The following is a 16,719-nucleotide window of genomic DNA, read 5'->3' as shown; positions in this document are numbered from 1 at the left end:
ATGCGCTACCTGCTGCGGCCGCTGCGCGTCTTCGGGCAGTACTGGCCGCAACTGGCTGCCCTGTACCTGCTCGGCGTGCTGGGCCGCCGCGGCGCCATCGAATGGGCCGCGTGGGCCGGCTACGACAACCACTGGTGGGCGTCGCTGATCATGCCGCTCGCCGGGATGGCGCGGCTGGGCTCCTACGTGGCGATGTTCCTGGTGCTGCGCCCGGCGTTCCCGGTGCTCGCGGCGCTGGGGCGCCGACCGGCCCGCCGTATCGATCTGTTCTCCACCGTCGTTGTGCCGTTCTTCGCGATCTATCTCGCATGGCAGATGTTTCGCGAGGACTGGCTGGCCTTCGAGCAGCGCGCGCTGCAGTACCGGGTCGGTGAGTCGATGATGGCGGTTGTCAACGGTGGGGCGCCCACCGATCTGCACGCCGCCGAACTTCCCGTCGGCGCGGGTACGTGGGTGCTCATCGGCGCGGCCCTGGTGCTCCGCACGGTGCTGAGCAAGCTCAAGGACCGCTTGCCTGCGTGGCTGGTCGTGGTGCGGCTGTATGTCGACGCACTCTGGGTGTTCCTGGTGCTGAGCTTCTCGGTCAATCAGGGGGTCACGATCCTGACCAAGCCCGGGGACTGGGTGGCTCACCGGCGAGTGATGGTGTGGCTGAGCGATACCCGCGCCGACATGTTCTCCTACTTCTCCCCGCTGGAGAAAGTGTGGGATGTCGTGATGTGGGCGCTGCGCACCGTGTTCGGGGGCGCCGCTGTGCCGCTGATCTGGCTTGCCGTGGCGGGCATCGTCTACGGCGTCACCTCGACAGCCGACTGGCGCAGCGTGCTGCAGCGCATGGGCGGTCAGCGGGCGAGCACCTGGATCGACCGCTCGGCGCCCACCGGGAAGCGCCTGCAGAAACGCGTTAGCGTGATCCCGAAAGCGGTGCGCGAGAAGGTCGTCGACTACGGGGTGGATCAGGTCGGCAAGTTCCGCCCCATCACCGACTCGGCGCGCATCGTGCTGCACGGCGGCGTCCTGGCGTTGTCGCTGTACGTGCTCGGCTACCTGGGACTGGCGTGGCTCGACATGACGGGAAGTTTCTACCGGGCCCAGCTCGGCGACGGCTACCTTCTACGCGGCGTCGCCTGGGTCATCGGTCCGCAGCCCCAGACCTTCTGGCAGGGCTTCGGCGGCACCGTGAGCCTGGTGTCGCATCTCGTCGTGGAGCCGCTGCGAATCTGTTTGGTAGCAAGCACATTCGCGTATTGCGTCGAGCACATCGCGCACGATGCCGAGCCCGAGGCGTCGACTACAGCTGCAGCCGCAGCCTGATCCGGCCGTCGAGGTTCGTCACGTCGACGGCGGTGGGGACGACGTCCCGCGGAAGCAGGAAACTGAATTGCACGGGACCTGGCCTGGTGCATCGGTCAGAGACGTTGTCCGGCAGGACAGCGGAGAAACCGCCGACACTTTCGGCTTGCCACCGGCGGGTGCCGTCGGTGATGACACCAGTGCACAGGTCGCCGGCGGGGCCGTTGGTTCGGTCGATCGACACCACCTGCAGGACAGTCCCTTTGGGCAGTGGGCGAGCACTCGGGCCGGGCGTCCTGTCGAGGTGCCGAACACCCGATATCGACCAGGTTTGGCCGTCGACGGTGCCGCTCCGCCCGGCGGCGATGACGTGCGGCGGGGACACCGTATCCCGGTACCGTGACCAGTCGGGCCAGAAGTCGACCACCACCAGAACCGCCAGCGCCGCGACCACCACGACCATCGCCAAGGCATTGCGCTGCCACAGTTTTCGTGGCACGGGCAGCTTCATTGCGCCCCCAGTTTCGACGGTGCTACGACGATCGAACTCAGCCGGTCGACATCGGCGAGCGGGAGATCGATCACCAAGCGTGAATCGAGTCGCCCGTCGCCTCCCCAGACCCGCATCACCACAGACGGGACCGTCTTCATCAGATCGGGCGGCACGTCGAATGCCCAGGTCCGCTGTTGAGCGATTCCGGGTTGCACCAGATCGGCGCCCGACAACAGCTGGGTGGTCGGCGCGTAGGTGTTGGGGCCGACCAGCAACTCGGCGTGCGGCAGCACCGGCTCACGGGAAGCCTCGAGCGTCGTCAGCGCCACCACCCACACACCTGCTGCCGCATAGGGTTTCCGGGACTGCTGAGCTGTCACGGTTGGGGTGATCGAGGCGTGGGTGACGGTCGCCGACAGATTCTGGCCGACGGCCCGGCTGCCGATTCCCGCGTGAACGTCGAACGGCGCATAGATGGTCGTATTGGCCGGCAGGTGCAACCACACCAGGGTCGCCAACGCGATCGCCACCACGGTTGCCACCGCCACGACCAGACTCCGACGGCTCATTGCTTGCCCCGCACCGGAAGTGTCGCCTGGCCGTACTCGGTCTCGCTGTCCACCCATGTCCGCCCGTAGGTGACCATGAGCTCGGTGAATTTCTTCTTCCAGATCCGGACGGTCACGGAATCACCCGGGTGCAGCGCGTTGTGCGGCAAGGTCCACAGCACGCCGACTTCCTCGGTCAGACCCGGGCCGAGACTTGGGACCGGGCTGCCGTCGGTCACGCGGACGACGCCGTAGAACCGCTTGTCCGGCTGGTCGCGCAGGTCGATCTCATCGTCGAGATACGCCGGGACGGTTCCGTCATTGCGGATCTTCATGACGATGCCCAGATACGTCCGGCCTGGCGTCTTCGGCGCGATTAGCGTGGTGCCCGCCCGCAGTTCGTCGACCAGGGTTGCGCGCTCGAGCGTGACGGTGAACGCGTTGTCGCTGAACTCTTTACCCGGTGTGAACTCGGTGACGGCGGAGTCGACGGTGTCGAGCCCGCCGAACAGCGCGGTGCCGGCAAGAATGACGACGGTCAGAAGCTGGCCGATCTGGCTCAGGCTGAGGCCGGCGAACCAGCCACGAACACCCCGCCGCGGCGTGGCGGCCGTATCCGGCGCTTCCCCCATACCTGGCGATCGTAGTGGGTCGCGTGCGGCGTTCTAGCGGCGCAAACGGATGCGCAGGTTCTCGACGCTGTCGCGCACCACACCGAGCTGGCCGGCAACCTGGGTCGGCGCGGTGCCGCCGCGGGCGTCGCGGGAGGACACCGATCCCTCCACGGTCAGCACGCCACGCACCTCCGGGGTCAGCTCACCGCTGATCACAGCCAGTTCCTCATCGGTGAGCTCGTCGAGGCCAACCCCGCGGCCCTCGGCTGCCCGCACCGCCTCGCCGGCCGCCTCGTGCGCCACCCGGAACGGCACGCCACGGCGCACCAGCCACTCGGCGACATCGGTGGCCAGGGTGTAGCCGGCCGGGGCCAGTGCGGCCATCCGGTCGGTGTCGAATCGCAGGGTGGCGACCAGTCCGGCCATCGCGGGTAGCACGAGTTCGAGTTGGGCCACCGAGTCGAAGACCGGCTCCTTGTCTTCCTGCAGGTCCCGGTTGTAGGCCAGCGGCTGGGCCTTCAGCGTGGCCAGCAGGCCGGTGAGATTGCCGATCAACCGGCCCGACTTGCCGCGGGCGAGCTCGGCGATGTCCGGGTTTTTCTTCTGCGGCATGATGGAGCTGCCGGTCGACCAGGAGTCGTGCAGCGTTACGTAACCGAATTCGGTTGTGCTCCACAGGATGATGTCTTCTGCCAGCCGGGACAGGTCGACCCCGATCATCGCCAGCACGAAGGCGGCCTCGGCGGCGAAGTCGCGAGCGGCAGTGGCGTCGATCGAATTGTCCGCCGCGGCAGCGAAACCCAGCTCCTCGGCGATGGCGTCGGGATCCAGTCCCAGCGACGAGCCGGCGAGCGCGCCCGAGCCGTACGGCGACACCGCGGTGCGGTCGTCGAAGTCGGCGATGCGGTCGACATCACGCAGCAGCGGGTGCGCGTGCGCCAGCAGGTGGTGGGCCAGCAGCACCGGTTGCGCGGCCTGCAGGTGGGTCTTGCCCGGCATGATCGCCGTCGGGTGGGCCGCGGCCTGCGTCGCCAATGCTCCCACCACGTCGAGAACTCCGTCGGCGATCCGTCGCATCGCGTCTCGCAGCCACATCCGAAAAAGGGTGGCCACCTGGTCGTTTCGCGACCGTCCCGCCCGCAGGCGGCCACCGAGATCCGGACCGACCCGGTCGATCAGGCCGCGCTCCAGCGCCCCGTGGACGTCCTCGTCGGTGACCAGCGGGGTGAAGCTGCCGTCGGCGACATCCTGTCCCAGACTGTCCAGACCGGCGAGCAACCCGTCGCGCTGCTCGTCGGTCAGCAGGCCCGCGGTGTGCAGCACCTTGGCGTGGGCCTTGGAGGCGGCCACGTCATAGGGCGCCAGTACCCAGTCGAAATGAGTGGATTTGCTCAGCGCCGCCAGGGCGGGCGCCGGGCCGTCGGCGAAGCGGCCGCCCCACAGCGAGCCCTCGTTGGTGCTCACGTCTGATTGCCTGCCAGGTCCCGGCGAGCGGCGATCTTCGACGACAACCCGTGCACGTGGACGAATCCCTTGGCCGACGACTGGTCGAAGGTGTCGCCCTCGTCGTAGGTGGCGAGGTTGAAGTCGTACAGCGACGTGGGGCTGCGCCGGCCGTTGACCGCAATGTGCCCGCCGTGCAACACCATCCGGATCTCGCCTGTCACATGCTGCTGGGTGTCGGCGACGAAGGCCTCCAGGGAGCGCTTGAGCGGCGAGAACCACAGGCCGTCGTACACCAGCTCGCCCCACTTTCGGTCTGTCCCACGCTTGAACCGGCCGAGTTCACGCTCCAGCGTGACGTGCTCGAGCTCGGTGTGGGCGGTGATCAGCACCATCGCGCCCGGGGCTTCGTAGATCTCGCGACTCTTGATGCCGACCAGCCGGTCCTCGACGACGTCGAGCCGGCCGACGCCCTGCGCACCGGCCCGGTGATTGAGCTCCTCGATGGCCTGCAAGACGGAAACGCCGCGTCCATCTATGGATACTGGCACCCCCTTCTCGAAGCCGACGATCACCTCGTCGGGCGTGCTCCAGTTCAGCGTCGGATCTTCGGTGTAGTCGTACACGTCCTTGGTCGGCGCGTTCCAGAGGTGTTCCAGGAAGCCGGTTTCCACCGCACGACCCCACACGTTCTGGTCGATGGAGAACGGCGAACGCTTGGTGACGTTGATCGGGATGGCATTTTCCTCGGCGAACGCGATCGCCTTCTCCCGGGTCCAGGCGTAGTCGCGAACCGGTGCCAGCACCTCGAGATCGGGCGCCAACGAAGCGAATCCGACCTCGAAGCGGACCTGGTCGTTACCCTTGCCGGTGCAACCGTGCGCGACGATGCCACCGCGGTGTTCGCGGGCCGCCGTCACGAGATGCTTGACGATCAGCGGCCGGCTCAGCGCCGACACCAGCGGGTAGCGATCCATGTACAGGGCGTTGGACTGGATGGCCGGAAGGCAGTACTGCTCGGCGAACTCATCGCGAGCGTCGACCACGACCGCTTCGACGGCACCGCAATCGAGGGCGCGCTGGCGAACGACTTCCATGTCCTCGCCGCCCTGGCCGAGGTCGATGGCGACGGCCACCACCTCCTTGCCGGTCTCCTTGCCGATCCAGCTGATGGCCACCGAGGTGTCCAGGCCGCCGGAATACGCCAAGATGACGCGTTCGGACATGAAGTGCTCCTTTGCCTTTGGGTTCTAGTGAATGGTCTCGAACATGGTGGCCAGTTGCGCGCCGGTCATCGGCTCGCGGGCCACCACCAGAATGGTGTCGTCGCCGGCCACGGTGCCGACGACGTCGGGCAATGCGGCCCGGTCGATCGCACTGGCCAAATAGTGCGCCGCACCGGGCGGGGTGCGCAGCACGGCCAGGTTGCCACTGGCGTCGGTGGACACCAGTAGATCGCCGAGCAGGCGGGACACCCGCTCGGTGCCGCCGGAGATCCCCCGGACCGGGCTGCCGTCCTCGGGCACGACGTAGACGCCGCTGCCACCGTCGGCACCGCGCAGCTTGACCGCACCGAGCTCCTCGAGGTCACGCGACAACGTCGCCTGGGTGACCTCGATGCCCTCGTCGGCAAGCAGCGCGGCGAGCTCACTCTGGCTGTGCACCGACTGGGCGGACAGCAGCGCCACGATCCGGGCCTGCCGCCCGGCTCGTGTCGTGCTGACCTCGCTGGTCACGTGCGCTCCAGCAACCAGACCAGCAGCGCCTTCTGGGCGTGCAGCCGGTTCTCGGCCTCGTCCCACACCGCACTGTGCGGACCGTCGATCACCTCGTCGGTGATCTCGTGCCCGCGGTGGGCCGGAAGGCAGTGCAGCACAACGGCATCGGAGTCAGCATGGTCGAGCAGGCCGGCGTTGAGCTGGAAGGGCCGGAACGGCACAACCCGGTCAAGGCCGTCGTTCTCCTGCCCCATCGACGTCCAGGTGTCGGTGACCAGGACGTCAGCGCCCTTCGCCCCGGCGACCGCATCGGTGGTGAGCGTGACGGTTGCGCCGGTCTGCCTGCCGCGGTGTTCGGCGGCGGCGACGAACATCGGGTGCGGCTCGAATCCGGCCGGTGCGGCGATCGTGACGTGGATGCCTGCGGTCACCCCGCCGAGCATCAGCGAGTGCGCCATGTTGTTGGCGCCGTCGCCGAAGTAGGTCATCCGCAGGCCGTTCAGCGAGCCCTTGCGTTCGACCAGCGTCTGCAGGTCGGCCAGCACCTGGCACGGGTGAAACTCGTCCGACAGCGCGTTGACCACGGGAACCGTTGCCGCGGAGGCCATCGCGTTCAGCCGCTGTTGAGCGAAGGTGCGCCAGACGATCGCGTCGACGTAGCGCGACAGCACCCGGCCGGTGTCCTCGAGGGTCTCTTCGCGACCCAACTGGGTGGCACGGCCATCGACCACGACGGCGTGCCCGCCGAGCTGGGCGATGCCCACCTCGAACGAGAACCGCGTGCGGGTGGAATTCTTGTCGAAGATCACCGCGACGCCGCGCGGACCCTCCAGCGGGCGCCTGCTCATCGGCTCCTTCTTGAGAACGGCTGCCAGTTCCAGGATCTCGGCCTGCTCCTGCTGGTTCAGGTCATCGTCGCGCAGGAAATGTCTCAGAGTGCTCATCGGGCCGCCTCATCCAGGATCGCGGGTAGTGCGTGCAGGAAACTGTCGATCTGCGCTTCGGTGATGATCAGCGGCGGGGCCAGTCGCACCACGTCGGGTGCCGCGGCGTTGACCAGGAAACCGGCGTCGCGGGCGGCGGTTTCGACGATCTTGCCCTGCGGTGCGGTCAGCACCACACCGCGCAACAGACCCCGGCCCCGGACATGGTCGACCAACGGGTGGCCGAGCGCCTCGATGCCGTGACTCAGCGTCTTGCCGAGGACGTCGGCGCGGGTGACCAGGTCGTCGGCTGCCAGCACCTTGAGCACCGCCAGCGCGGCCGCGGTGCACACCGGGTTGCCACCGAAAGTGCTGCCGTGCAGTCCCGGCGTCAACAGGTCGGCGGTCGGTCCGATCGCCAGGCATGCCCCGATCGGGAGTCCACCGCCGAGTCCCTTTGCCAGCGTGACGATGTCGGGCGTGACGCCGTCGTGCTGGTGGGCGAAGAACGCACCGGTGCGCCCGACTCCGGTCTGCACCTCGTCGAGCACCAGCAGCGCACCGTGGCGGCTGGTGATCTCCCGCGCGGCGACCAGGTAACCCTCGGGGGGCACCACCACGCCCCCCTCACCCATGATGGGTTCGAGGAACACCGCCGCGGTGTCCGAATCGACGGCTGCCGCGAGCGCCTCGACGTCGCCGTAGGGCACATGAGTGACGAAGCCCGGCAGCGGTTCGAATGGTGCCTGCTTGGCGGGCTGGCCGGTCAAGGCGAGCGAGCCCATGGTGCGGCCGTGGAAGGCATTCTGGGCGGCAACGAGTTTCGTGCGACCGGTCAGCCTGGTGATCTTGAAGGCGACCTCGTTGGCCTCGGTACCGGAGTTGCAGAAGAACGCCCGGGCCGGCGCGCCCAATTGGTCGACCAGCGCTTCGGCCAACGCGATACCCGGCTCGGTGGCATACAGGTTCGAGGTGTGGCCCAGCGTGTTCAACTGGGTGGTGACCGCGTCGATGATCGCCGGGTGACGGTGGCCGAGGATGTTGACCGCTATGCCGCCGAGCAGATCGACATACGTCTTGCCGTTCTCGTCGGTGACGACGGCGCCGTCGCCGCTGGCCAGTGCCAACGGCGGCGTTCCGTAGTTGTCCATCATGACGTCGGACCATCTGTCCAGCAGTGACATCAGGGGATCACCTTCGTTCCGGTGCCTTCATCGGTGAACAACTCGACCAGCACGCAGTGTTCGACGCGCCCGTCGATCACGTGTGCGCTCGGGACCCCACCCTCGACGGCCCGCAGGCAGGCCTCGATCTTCGGGATCATTCCGGCCTCCAAGTTCGGCAGCATCTCGGCCAGAGTCGTGGTGTCGATCTGGCTGACCAGCGAATCCCGGTCGGGCCAGCTGGTGTAGAGACCCTCGACATCGGTCAGCATCAACAGCTTCTCGGCGCCGAGGGCCTTGGCCACCGCCGCGGCGGCGGTGTCGGCGTTGATGTTGTGCACCACACCGTCGGCATCGGGTGCGATGGTCGAGATCACCGGAATGCGCCCGGCGGCAATGAGATCCAGGACGGCGGCGGAGTTGACCTGCTCGATGTCGCCCACCAGGCCGATGTCGGTCAGGACACCGTCGACGGTGACGCCGCGGCGCACCGCGGTGAGCAACTGTGCATCTTCCCCGGTGATGCCGACCGCGTACGGGCCGTGGGCGTTGATGAGGTTCACCAGCTCGCGGCCGACCTGACCGAACAACACCATCCGGGCGATGTCGAGCACCTCAGGTGTGGTGACCCGGAAGCCGCCCTTGAATTCGCCTTCGATGCCCAGCCTTTTGAGCATCGCGCTGATCTGCGGACCGCCGCCGTGCACCACGACCGGGTGAATGCCTGCGTTGCGCAGGAACACCATGTCGTCGGCGAAGGCGGCCTTGAGCCGCTCGTCGGTCATCGCATTGCCGCCGTATTTGATGACGACGATCTTGTCGTTCAGCTGCTTGAGCCACGGCAGCGCCTCGGCGAGGACCGCCGCCTTGGTGTTCACGGTCGCGGTCATGAGCTGTAGGCCGAGTTCTCCTCGACGTACGCGTGGGACAGGTCGGTGGTGCGGATGGTCGCGTGCCCGTCGCCGAGGTTGAGATCGACCGTCACCTCGATGTCCGGGCCCGAGAGGTCCACCTCGCGGGCTCCCTGCGCGCCGGCGCCGTCGATGCAGACCGGGAACCCGTTGAACGACACGGTGATCCGCTGCGCGTCGATCTCGAAGGGCACCATCCCCACCGCGGCGAGCACCCGTCCCCAGTTCGGGTCGGAACCGAACAGCGCCGTCTTGACCAGGCTGTCGCGCGCGATGATCCGGCCTGCGGTCACCGCGTCGTCCTCACTGGGCGCCCCGGTGACGGTGATCGCGATGCGTTTGGTGACGCCTTCGGCATCGGCCTGCAATTGTGCGCAGAGGTCATCGCACACCCGAAGCACGGCCGCGTCCAGATCGTCTTGACTGGGCGCGATCTCACTGGCACCGGAGGCGAGCAGCAGCACCGTGTCGTTGGTCGAGCAGCTGCCGTCGACGTCGAGGCGGTCGAAGGTCTTGGCGGTGGCCCGGCGCAACGCGGTATCGAGCGCGGCGCTGTCAGCCACGGCGTCGGTGGTGAGCACCACCAGCATGGTGGCCAGCGAGGGGGCGAGCATGCCCGCACCCTTGGCCATGCCGCCGACGGTCCAGTTCTCCCCTGTTTCCGGGGCGTGATGCAGGGCAACCTGTTTCGGTACGGTATCGGTGGTCATGATGGCCCGCGCGGCCTCGTCACCGCCGGTCAGTCCGCCGCCGAGTTCGTGGACGATCTCGGTGACACCGGCCAGCACCCTATCCATCGGCAGGCGGTCGCCGATCAGGCCGGTCGAGCAGATCGCGACCTCGATGGGTCCGGTCTCAGTGCCCCACTGCGACAGTGCCGCGGCGACGGCCTCGGCGGTGGCATGGACGTCCTGGAAGCCCGCCGCACCCGTACAGGCATTCGCGCCGCCCGAGTTCAGCAGCACGGTACGCAATTGGCCGGTGGTGAGCACCTGCTGGCTCCACAGCACCGGAGCGGCCTTCACCTGATTGCGGGTGAACACCCCCGCGGCCGCGTAGTCGGGACCTTCGTTCAACACCAGCGCCAGGTCAAGCGCACCAGATTTCTTGATACCGGCCGCGATTCCAGTCGCGCGGAAGCCAGCAGGCGCGGTAATCCCTTGGGTGCGAACCAGTTTGGTTTGGTCGGTATTCATTCCCGAGTCGCTTCGGTCCTGCCCGCCGATCTGCGTCACGGTGCCACTCCCACGATCGACAGCCCTTCGGTCTCGGCCCAGCCAAGGGCCAGGTTCATCGATTGCACCGCCGCACCGGCGGTGCCCTTCACCAGGTTGTCGATGGCGCACACCGCGACCAGCACGCCGGCATCGGCGTCGACGGCCACCGCCAGTTGCGCGGCGTTACTGCCGATCACCGCACCGGTGCGGGGCAGCTGGCCTTCGGGCAGCAGGTGGATGAACGGTTCGGCGTCATACGCCTTTTCGTACGCCGCGCGAATCTCGGACACCGATGCCTGGGTGCGGGCGGTGCAGGTGGCCAGAATGCCGCGGGACGTCGGGATCAACACCGGAGTGAACGAGACCGTGATGTCGCGGTCGGTCACCGCGCGCAGCCCCTGTGCGATCTCCGGGGTGTGCCGGTGCGCGCCGGCGATGTTGTACGCGCGCGCCGAGCCGATGACCTCCGAACCCAGCAGGTCGACCTTGGCGGCGCGGCCCGCGCCGGAGGTGCCACTGACGGCCACCACGGTGACCGCGGGCTCGACGAGGTCCGCGGCGACCGCCGGCAGCAGCGCCAGCAGCGCGGCGGTCGGATAGCAGCCCGGCACGGCGATCCGCTTGGTGTCCCGCAGCCGGTCCCGACCGCCCGGCAGTTCGGGCAGCCCGTAGGGCCAGCTGCCCGCATGCTCCGAGCCGTAGAACCGCTGCCAGTCCTCGGCGTCGGTGAGCCGGAAGTCGGCGCCACAGTCGATGATCACGGTGTCGTCGCCGAGTTGCTCGGCGAGCGCCGCGGAATGGCCGTGCGGCAGGGCAAGGAACACCACGTCGTGGCCCGCAAGGATCCCGGTCTCGGTGGGCTCGAGCACCCGGCCGGCCAGCGGTAACAGATGCGGGTGATGCTCGCCCAGGTGTGTGCCCGCGCTGGCGGCGGCGGTCAGCGCGCCGATGGTCAGACGGCCGTCCGCGTAGGCCGGGTGTCCGAGCAGCAAGCGCAGGATTTCACCACCGGCGTAGCCACTGGCGCCGGCAATCGCCACCGAAGTCATTCCGCGATTCTGCATGGTTATGCAACCGTATGCAAATTCATTCTGGGTTGGCGAGCGAGCGGGAACAACTAACCCCGCAGCTCGGCGCCGACCGCCTCGGCGGCCGCAGCCACCGCCGCATCGCGGGCGGCGCTCGCCTCGTCCTCGGTCAGCGTCCGGTCGGGCGCCCGGAAGCGCAGCGCCAGCGTCAGCGACTTGCGGTCCGCGCCGACCTGCGGCCCGGTGTAGACGTCGAACAGCGCAACATCTTCCAGCAGCTCGCCGGCACCGTCACGAACGGCGTCGACCACCGCGGCAGCAGGCACATCACCGGCGACGACCAGGCTGACGTCCTGGAACACCGCCGGGAACGGCGAGACCCGCGGGGCGGGCAGCGTCGCGACGATCGGCACGGCATCCAGGTCCAGTTCGACTGCGCAGGTGCCCTTCGGCAGCCCGGAGCGCTCGATGACCGACGGATGTAGCTGCCCGGCATGGCCGACCACCTTCCCGTCGACGAGAACCTCAGCGCAACGGCCGGGATGCCACGGCAGGTACTGCGCTGCGCGCAGCGTCACGTCTACACCGCAGGCACGGGCGATGGTCCGCACCGCCTCGAAGGCGTCGGCGGCCTCCACTGGCCGCCCAGGACCCCACGGTCCGCGGGGCTCGCGCAGACCGGTCAACACCGCACCGACGTGCACCGGCTGACTCGGCAGCGAGGCGTCCAGCGCGGCGATTTCCTCGTCGCTCGGCCGGCGGTGCGTCGGGATCAGCTCGACGCCCTTGGTCTGGTCGGTGGGGTACACCACCTGCGCGATGGAGAACAGCGCGACGTCACCGAAGCCTCGAGAAACGTTGCGGGACAACGCTTCCAGCAGAGCCGGCAGCAACGTGGTGGCCAGGCTCGGCCGGTCGGCCTCCAGCGGGTTGAGCACCGTGGTGGTGACCCGGCGCGGATCGCGGTCCGGCAGGCCCCACTGATCGAAGACGCCTGCGGGCAGAAACGGAGTGGGCAGCACCTCGACATAGCCGGACATGCCCAGCGCCTTGCCGACCGCGCGACGCCGCTTCTGCTCGGCGGTCAGGCCACGGCCGGCGGGTGCGGTGGGCAACACCGACGGGATCTTGTCCAGGCCTTCCAGCCGCAGCACCTCTTCGACCAGGTCGGCGGGCTGGGCCAGATCCGGCCGCCAACTCGGCGGGGTGACGACGAGGATCGCGGGGTCGGCCTCGTCCTCGGTCACCTCGGCGCCGATCTGGGTCAACCGCTTGACCGTGGTGCCGCCGTCGTATTCCACTCCCGCCAGCTGATCGGGCAGATCGAAGCGGATCCGCACCGGCGGCGGGGACCAGTCGTCGCGTGGCGGGTCGCCGCGCCAGTCGGTGAGCGTGGGTTCGATGGTGCCGCCGGCGATCGAGGCGAGCAGTCGCGCGCACCGATCGACCGCGGCAACGGAGATGGCGGGGTCGACGGAGCGTTCGTAGCGCCGGCCTGCCTCGCTGACCAGGTGCAGACGGCGGATCGTCCGTGACACCGCGGCCGGATCCCAGACCGCGGCTTCCAGCAGGATGTCGGTGGAGTCGTCGTCGATCTCAGTGGTGCCCGCGCCCATCACGCCGCCGATGGCCGCTGTCGCGACATCGTCGACGATCAGCACGTCGGCCGGATCGAGTTTGCGTTCGATGTCGTCGAGCGTGACGACCGTCTCCCCCGGCTTGGCGAACCGGACCACGAATTCGCCGTTGATGCGGCTGCGGTCGTGTGCGTGCATCGGGTGGCCGAGTTCGAGCATGACGTAGTTGGTGACGTCGACGGCCGGCGAGATGGGCCGGATACCGCACAGCATCAACCGCCGACGTAACCACCACGGCGACAACGCATTCGGATTGATACCGGTGACCGGCCGCAGCGCGAAACGGCTGACGCCGGTGCCTGGTTCGACGGTGACCGGCAGAGCCACACCCTCAGCGGGCAGCGGCGGAACATCGGCCGGGTCGTCGTAGTCCAAGTCGTAGGCACAGGCGATTTCACGGGCGATGCCACGCACCGACATGCCGTAGCCGCGGTCCGGAGTGACCGCCAGATCGAAGATCACGTCGTCGAGTCCGAGCACGGCAATACCGTCCGCGCCGGGTTCGGCGGTATCTGGCGGCAGCACGAGAATGCCGGAATGGTCCGCGCCCAAACCCAATTCAGCCGCCGAGCAGATCATGCCGTCGGAGAGACGGCCGTACGTCTTGCGGCTGGCGATGTGGAAGTCACCGGGAAGCGTGGTGCCGGGAAGCGCGACGACCACGAGATCACCGACAGCGAAGTTGGTTGCGCCGCAGACGATGTCGCGATCCTCGGTTTCGCCCACATCGACTTTGCACGCCCGGATCGGCTTTTTGAACTCGGTCAGTTCTTCGATCGCGGTGACCCGCCCGACAGTCAGCGGTCCACTCACCGGGCCGAGGGCGATGATGTCCTCGACCTCGTGGCCGACGCGGATGAGGGCCTGTTCGAGGTCGTGCGGCTCGACATCCCAGTCGGGTGCGCCGCGCTGGACGACTTCACGCAGCCAGCTGTAGGGAAGCCGCATCAGATGCCGACCCCGAACGGCAACGAGAACCGCACGTCGCCTTCGACCATGTCGCGCATGTCGGGAATGCCATTGCGGAACTGCAACGTGCGCTCGAGGCCCATCCCGAATGCGAAGCCCGAGTAGACCTCAGGATCAATACCTGCGGCGCGCAACACGTTCGGATTGACCATGCCGCAGCCACCCCACTCGACCCAGCCTGGGCCGCCCTTCTTGTTCGGGAACCAGATGTCCACCTCGGCAGAGGGTTCGGTGAACGGAAAGAAGTGCGGCCGCATCCGGGTGCGGGCGCCCTCGCCGAACTCGGAACGGGCGAACGCATCGAGCGTGCCCCGCAGGTGAGCCATCGTCAGCCCGCGGTCCACGGCGAGTCCCTCGACCTGATGGAAGACCGGGGTGTGAGTGGAGTCCAGTTCGTCGGTGCGGAATGTCCGGCCGATCGACACGATGTAGACCGGCAACTCGCGGTCCAGCAGCGTGCGCACCTGGACCGGGGAGGTGTGGGTGCGCAGGAGCTGGCGCGAACCCTCCGGGGCGATGTGAAACGTGTCGGATTCGCTGCGCGCCGGATGGTCGGGCGGAAAGTTCAGCGCGTCGAAGTTGAACTGCTCGGTCTCGACCTCGGGGCCTTCGGCCAGCTCCCAGCCCATCGCGATGAAGGTGTCGGCGACGTGCTCGGCGAGGATCGTGATCGGGTGCCGCGCCCCGACGGGCTGCCGTGTCGAGGGCAGCGTGACGTCGATGGCCTCGGCAACCAGGACCGCCGCGTCACGCTCGGCGCGCAGCACCGCGAGTCGCTCGTCGTAGCTGCGCTGGGCATCGCCGCGGGCGACGTTCACCAGCTTGCCTGCCTCGGCGCGATCGGCCTTCGGCAGAGTCGCCAGCGCCTGACGGGCCAGCGCGAGCGGCGCGCGGTCGCCCAGGTGATCGGTCTTCGCGCGGGCCAGCGCATCAAGGTCGGCCGCCTCTTCGAAGGCGTGCCGGGCCGCGCTGATGGCCTCTGTCAGCGATTCCTGCGACAAGTCGACGGGTTGGGAACCCACGCGGCAAGACACTCCTTTTTCGCAGCTGGGCTTATTTCCGCCACGGGTGTGACGCAAGTGCCGATCATAGGTGATGCCAGAATGACGCCTCGCAGGCATTTCACCCTCAAGGGAGCCCGATGCTCAGAGCCCTCGCCGTCACGTCCCTGTGGGTGGTGGCACTGGCCGCCGCGGCGCTCGCGTTGGCATCCAGTCCCTGGTGGTGGCTGATCGCCGCGCCGCTGGGCGCGATCGCGGCATTGGGCACCTGGGACCTGCTGCAGACCCGGCACACCCTCCTGCGGTCCTACCCGGTGCTCGCGCACGCCCGTTGGCTGGCCGAGGCGCTGCGCCCCGAGATCAGGCAGTACTTCATCGAGTCGAACACCGAGGCCAGTCCGTTCGATCGAGAGACCCGCGACATGGTCTACGAACGGGCGAAGGGCACCAAGAGCGATGAGCCGTTCGGCACCGAACGGGACGTCAACGCGTTGGGCTACGAATTCCTCCGCCACTCCCTGCGGGCTCATTTCGCGTCCGAACTGGCACCGCGGGTGCGGCTGGGTGGTCCGGACTGCGCGCAGCCTTACGACATCGCGCTGTTGAACGTCTCGGCGATGAGCTTCGGTGCGCTGTCGGGCAATGCGATCGAGGCTCTCAACGGCGGCGCCGCCCGCGGCGGATTCGCCCACGACACCGGTGAGGGCGGCATCAGCCCGTATCACCTCAAGCACGGCGGCGACCTGATCTGGGAAATCGGCTCCGGCTACTTCGGGTGCCGCGACGGCGGTGGTCACTTCGATGCCGCGCTGTTCGAGGAGAAAGCGGCCGGGCCGACGGTGAAGGCGATCTCGATCAAGCTGTCCCAGGGCGCCAAGCCCGGCCTCGGCGGGGTGCTGCCCGGCGCCAAGGTGAGTGCGGAGATCGCCGCGACACGCGGCGTGCCGATCGGGCAGACGGTGGTGTCCCCGCCGGCGCACACCGCGTTCAGGACCCCGCTGGAGATGATGCATTTCATCGCGACGCTGCGCAGCCTGTCCGGCGGCAAACCGGTCGGGTTCAAGCTGTGCATCGGCGCGCGCACCGAATTCCTGTCGATCTGCAAGGCGATGCTGCACACCGGGATCACCCCGGACTTCATCATCGTCGACGGTTCTGAGGGTGGAACGGGTGCGGCGCCACAGGAATTCGAGGATCACGTCGGCATGCCACTGACCGAGGGACTGATGCTGGTGCACAACTGTCTAATCGGGACGGGGTTGCGCGGCCACATCAGGATCGGGGCCTCCGGCAAGGTCGCCAGCGGGGTCGACATCGTCAGCCGCATCTGCCAGGGTGCGGATTTCACGATGTCCGCCCGAGCGATGATGTTCGCGGTCGGGTGCATTCAGGCGATGAAGTGCAACACCAACAGATGCCCGACGGGTGTCGCCACCCAGGACAAGGCCAGGGCCCGGGCGCTCTATGTTCCCGACAAGATCGAGCGAGTGGTCAACTTCCAACGCGCGACCGTTGCCAGCGCTGCCCAGATCGTCGCCTCCATGGGACTCAACGGATTCGACGAGCTGGAGCCGTCGATGCTCAACCGCCGCATCGAGGGTCAGCGCACCCGCACCTACGCCGAGATCTACGACTGGCTGATGCCCGGGGAGCTGCTCGACGATCCGCCGGAGTCCTGGCGGTCGGACTGGATCGAGGCCTGTGCCGAGGAGTTCCGCTAGTGGAATTGACAACGCGCTGAGGGGTTTCCACAGATCCTCG

The 16,719-nt window shown here is 68.0% G+C and carries 15 protein-coding genes; 2 read left to right on the top strand and 13 right to left on the bottom strand.

The features are described 5' to 3' along the window. Entirely contained in the window at positions 1 to 1,314 is a 1,314-nt protein-coding gene (locus BST42_RS25855; RefSeq protein WP_083122543.1) for a hypothetical protein, read from the top strand. On the opposite strand, the gene BST42_RS25850 is transcribed toward BST42_RS25855, so the two are convergent. Genes BST42_RS25850 through pheS form a run of 13 tightly spaced genes read right to left on the bottom strand, consistent with a single transcriptional unit; the run spans position 1,292 to position 14,979 of the window. Then, positions 1,292 to 1,792 carry a hypothetical protein gene (locus BST42_RS25850; protein WP_237159592.1) on the bottom strand — a complete coding sequence of 167 codons (501 nt, stop codon included), beginning with the start codon at positions 1,790 to 1,792 and terminating at the stop codon, positions 1,292 to 1,294. The genes BST42_RS25855 and BST42_RS25850 overlap by 23 nt on opposite strands. Before the next feature lie 8 nt (positions 1,793 to 1,800). Then, complete coding sequence (locus BST42_RS25845) at positions 1,801 to 2,355, bottom strand: hypothetical protein (protein WP_083122540.1); 555 nt, start codon at positions 2,353 to 2,355, stop codon at positions 1,801 to 1,803. Beyond that, a complete protein-coding gene (locus BST42_RS25840) occupies positions 2,352 to 2,966 on the bottom strand; it encodes a hypothetical protein (protein WP_083122538.1) in 615 nt (204 codons plus the stop codon). The genes BST42_RS25845 and BST42_RS25840 overlap by 4 nt, the downstream gene beginning before the upstream one ends. A gap of 33 nt (positions 2,967 to 2,999) precedes the next feature. Next, a complete protein-coding gene (gene argH / locus BST42_RS25835) occupies positions 3,000 to 4,412 on the bottom strand; it encodes an argininosuccinate lyase (protein WP_083122537.1) in 1,413 nt (470 codons plus the stop codon). After that, complete coding sequence (locus tag BST42_RS25830) at positions 4,409 to 5,617, bottom strand: argininosuccinate synthase (RefSeq protein ID WP_083122535.1); 1,209 nt, start codon at positions 5,615 to 5,617, stop codon at positions 4,409 to 4,411. The genes argH and BST42_RS25830 overlap by 4 nt, the downstream gene beginning before the upstream one ends. Positions 5,618 to 5,641: 24 nt before the next feature. After that, complete coding sequence (locus BST42_RS25825) at positions 5,642 to 6,145, bottom strand: arginine repressor (protein ID WP_083122577.1); 504 nt, start codon at positions 6,143 to 6,145, stop codon at positions 5,642 to 5,644. Further along, a complete protein-coding gene (gene argF, locus BST42_RS25820; RefSeq protein ID WP_083122533.1) occupies positions 6,124 to 7,053 on the bottom strand; it encodes an ornithine carbamoyltransferase in 930 nt (309 codons plus the stop codon). Before argF ends, BST42_RS25825 begins: the two co-directional genes overlap by 22 nt. After that, positions 7,050 to 8,216, bottom strand: coding sequence for an acetylornithine transaminase (locus BST42_RS25815; protein ID WP_083122531.1), 1,167 nt, complete (start codon positions 8,214 to 8,216; stop codon positions 7,050 to 7,052). The genes argF and BST42_RS25815 overlap by 4 nt, the downstream gene beginning before the upstream one ends. Beyond that, positions 8,216 to 9,085, bottom strand: a complete 870-nt coding sequence (gene argB, locus BST42_RS25810; RefSeq protein ID WP_083122529.1) for an acetylglutamate kinase — start codon at positions 9,083 to 9,085, stop codon at positions 8,216 to 8,218. Before argB ends, BST42_RS25815 begins: the two co-directional genes overlap by 1 nt. Then, positions 9,082 to 10,302 (bottom strand): bifunctional glutamate N-acetyltransferase/amino-acid acetyltransferase ArgJ, encoded by a 1,221-nt coding sequence (gene argJ, locus BST42_RS25805; protein WP_083122576.1) that lies wholly within the window; start codon positions 10,300 to 10,302, stop codon positions 9,082 to 9,084. The genes argB and argJ overlap by 4 nt, the downstream gene beginning before the upstream one ends. 35 nt (positions 10,303 to 10,337) lie before the next feature. Continuing rightward, entirely contained in the window at positions 10,338 to 11,387 is a 1,050-nt protein-coding gene (gene argC, locus BST42_RS25800; RefSeq protein ID WP_083122527.1) for an N-acetyl-gamma-glutamyl-phosphate reductase, read from the bottom strand. 53 nt (positions 11,388 to 11,440) lie between these two features. After that, on the bottom strand, positions 11,441 to 13,936 hold the full coding sequence (pheT, locus tag BST42_RS25795; RefSeq protein WP_083122525.1) for a phenylalanine--tRNA ligase subunit beta: 2,496 nt from the start codon (positions 13,934 to 13,936) through the stop codon (positions 11,441 to 11,443). Then, positions 13,936 to 14,979: a phenylalanine--tRNA ligase subunit alpha gene (gene pheS / locus BST42_RS25790; protein WP_083122523.1), complete on the bottom strand. Its 1,044-nt coding sequence runs from the start codon at positions 14,977 to 14,979 to the stop codon at positions 13,936 to 13,938. Before pheS ends, pheT begins: the two co-directional genes overlap by 1 nt. A 119-nt stretch (positions 14,980 to 15,098) precedes the next feature. Here pheS and BST42_RS25785 point away from each other — a divergent pair, with 119 nt between their 5' ends. After that, positions 15,099 to 16,679: an FMN-binding glutamate synthase family protein gene (locus BST42_RS25785; protein WP_083122521.1), complete on the top strand. Its 1,581-nt coding sequence runs from the start codon at positions 15,099 to 15,101 to the stop codon at positions 16,677 to 16,679. The last annotated feature ends 40 nt before the right edge of the window (positions 16,680 to 16,719 follow it).

Source organism: Mycolicibacterium rhodesiae (assembly GCF_002086695.1).
Taxonomy (GTDB): Bacteria; Actinomycetota; Actinomycetes; order Mycobacteriales; family Mycobacteriaceae; genus Mycobacterium; species Mycobacterium rhodesiae.
This window is presented reverse-complemented; position numbering and strand designations above follow the sequence as displayed.

Coding starts and splice junctions, on each gene's coding strand:
- BST42_RS25855 (WP_083122543.1), top strand. CDS start 1: ATGCGCTACCTGCTGCGGCCGCTGCGCGTCTTCGGGCAGTACTGGCCG.
- BST42_RS25845 (WP_083122540.1), bottom strand. CDS start 2,355: ATGAGCCGTCGGAGTCTGGTCGTGGCGGTGGCAACCGTGGTGGCGATC.
- BST42_RS25840 (WP_083122538.1), bottom strand. CDS start 2,966: ATGGGGGAAGCGCCGGATACGGCCGCCACGCCGCGGCGGGGTGTTCGT.
- BST42_RS25830 (WP_083122535.1), bottom strand. CDS start 5,617: ATGTCCGAACGCGTCATCTTGGCGTATTCCGGCGGCCTGGACACCTCG.
- argF (WP_083122533.1), bottom strand. CDS start 7,053: ATGAGCACTCTGAGACATTTCCTGCGCGACGATGACCTGAACCAGCAG.
- BST42_RS25815 (WP_083122531.1), bottom strand. CDS start 8,216: ATGTCACTGCTGGACAGATGGTCCGACGTCATGATGGACAACTACGGA.
- argB (WP_083122529.1), bottom strand. CDS start 9,085: ATGACCGCGACCGTGAACACCAAGGCGGCGGTCCTCGCCGAGGCGCTG.
- argJ (WP_083122576.1), bottom strand. CDS start 10,302: ATGAATACCGACCAAACCAAACTGGTTCGCACCCAAGGGATTACCGCG.
- argC (WP_083122527.1), bottom strand. CDS start 11,387: ATGCAGAATCGCGGAATGACTTCGGTGGCGATTGCCGGCGCCAGTGGC.
- pheT (WP_083122525.1), bottom strand. CDS start 13,936: ATGCGGCTTCCCTACAGCTGGCTGCGTGAAGTCGTCCAGCGCGGCGCA.
- BST42_RS25785 (WP_083122521.1), top strand. CDS start 15,099: ATGCTCAGAGCCCTCGCCGTCACGTCCCTGTGGGTGGTGGCACTGGCC.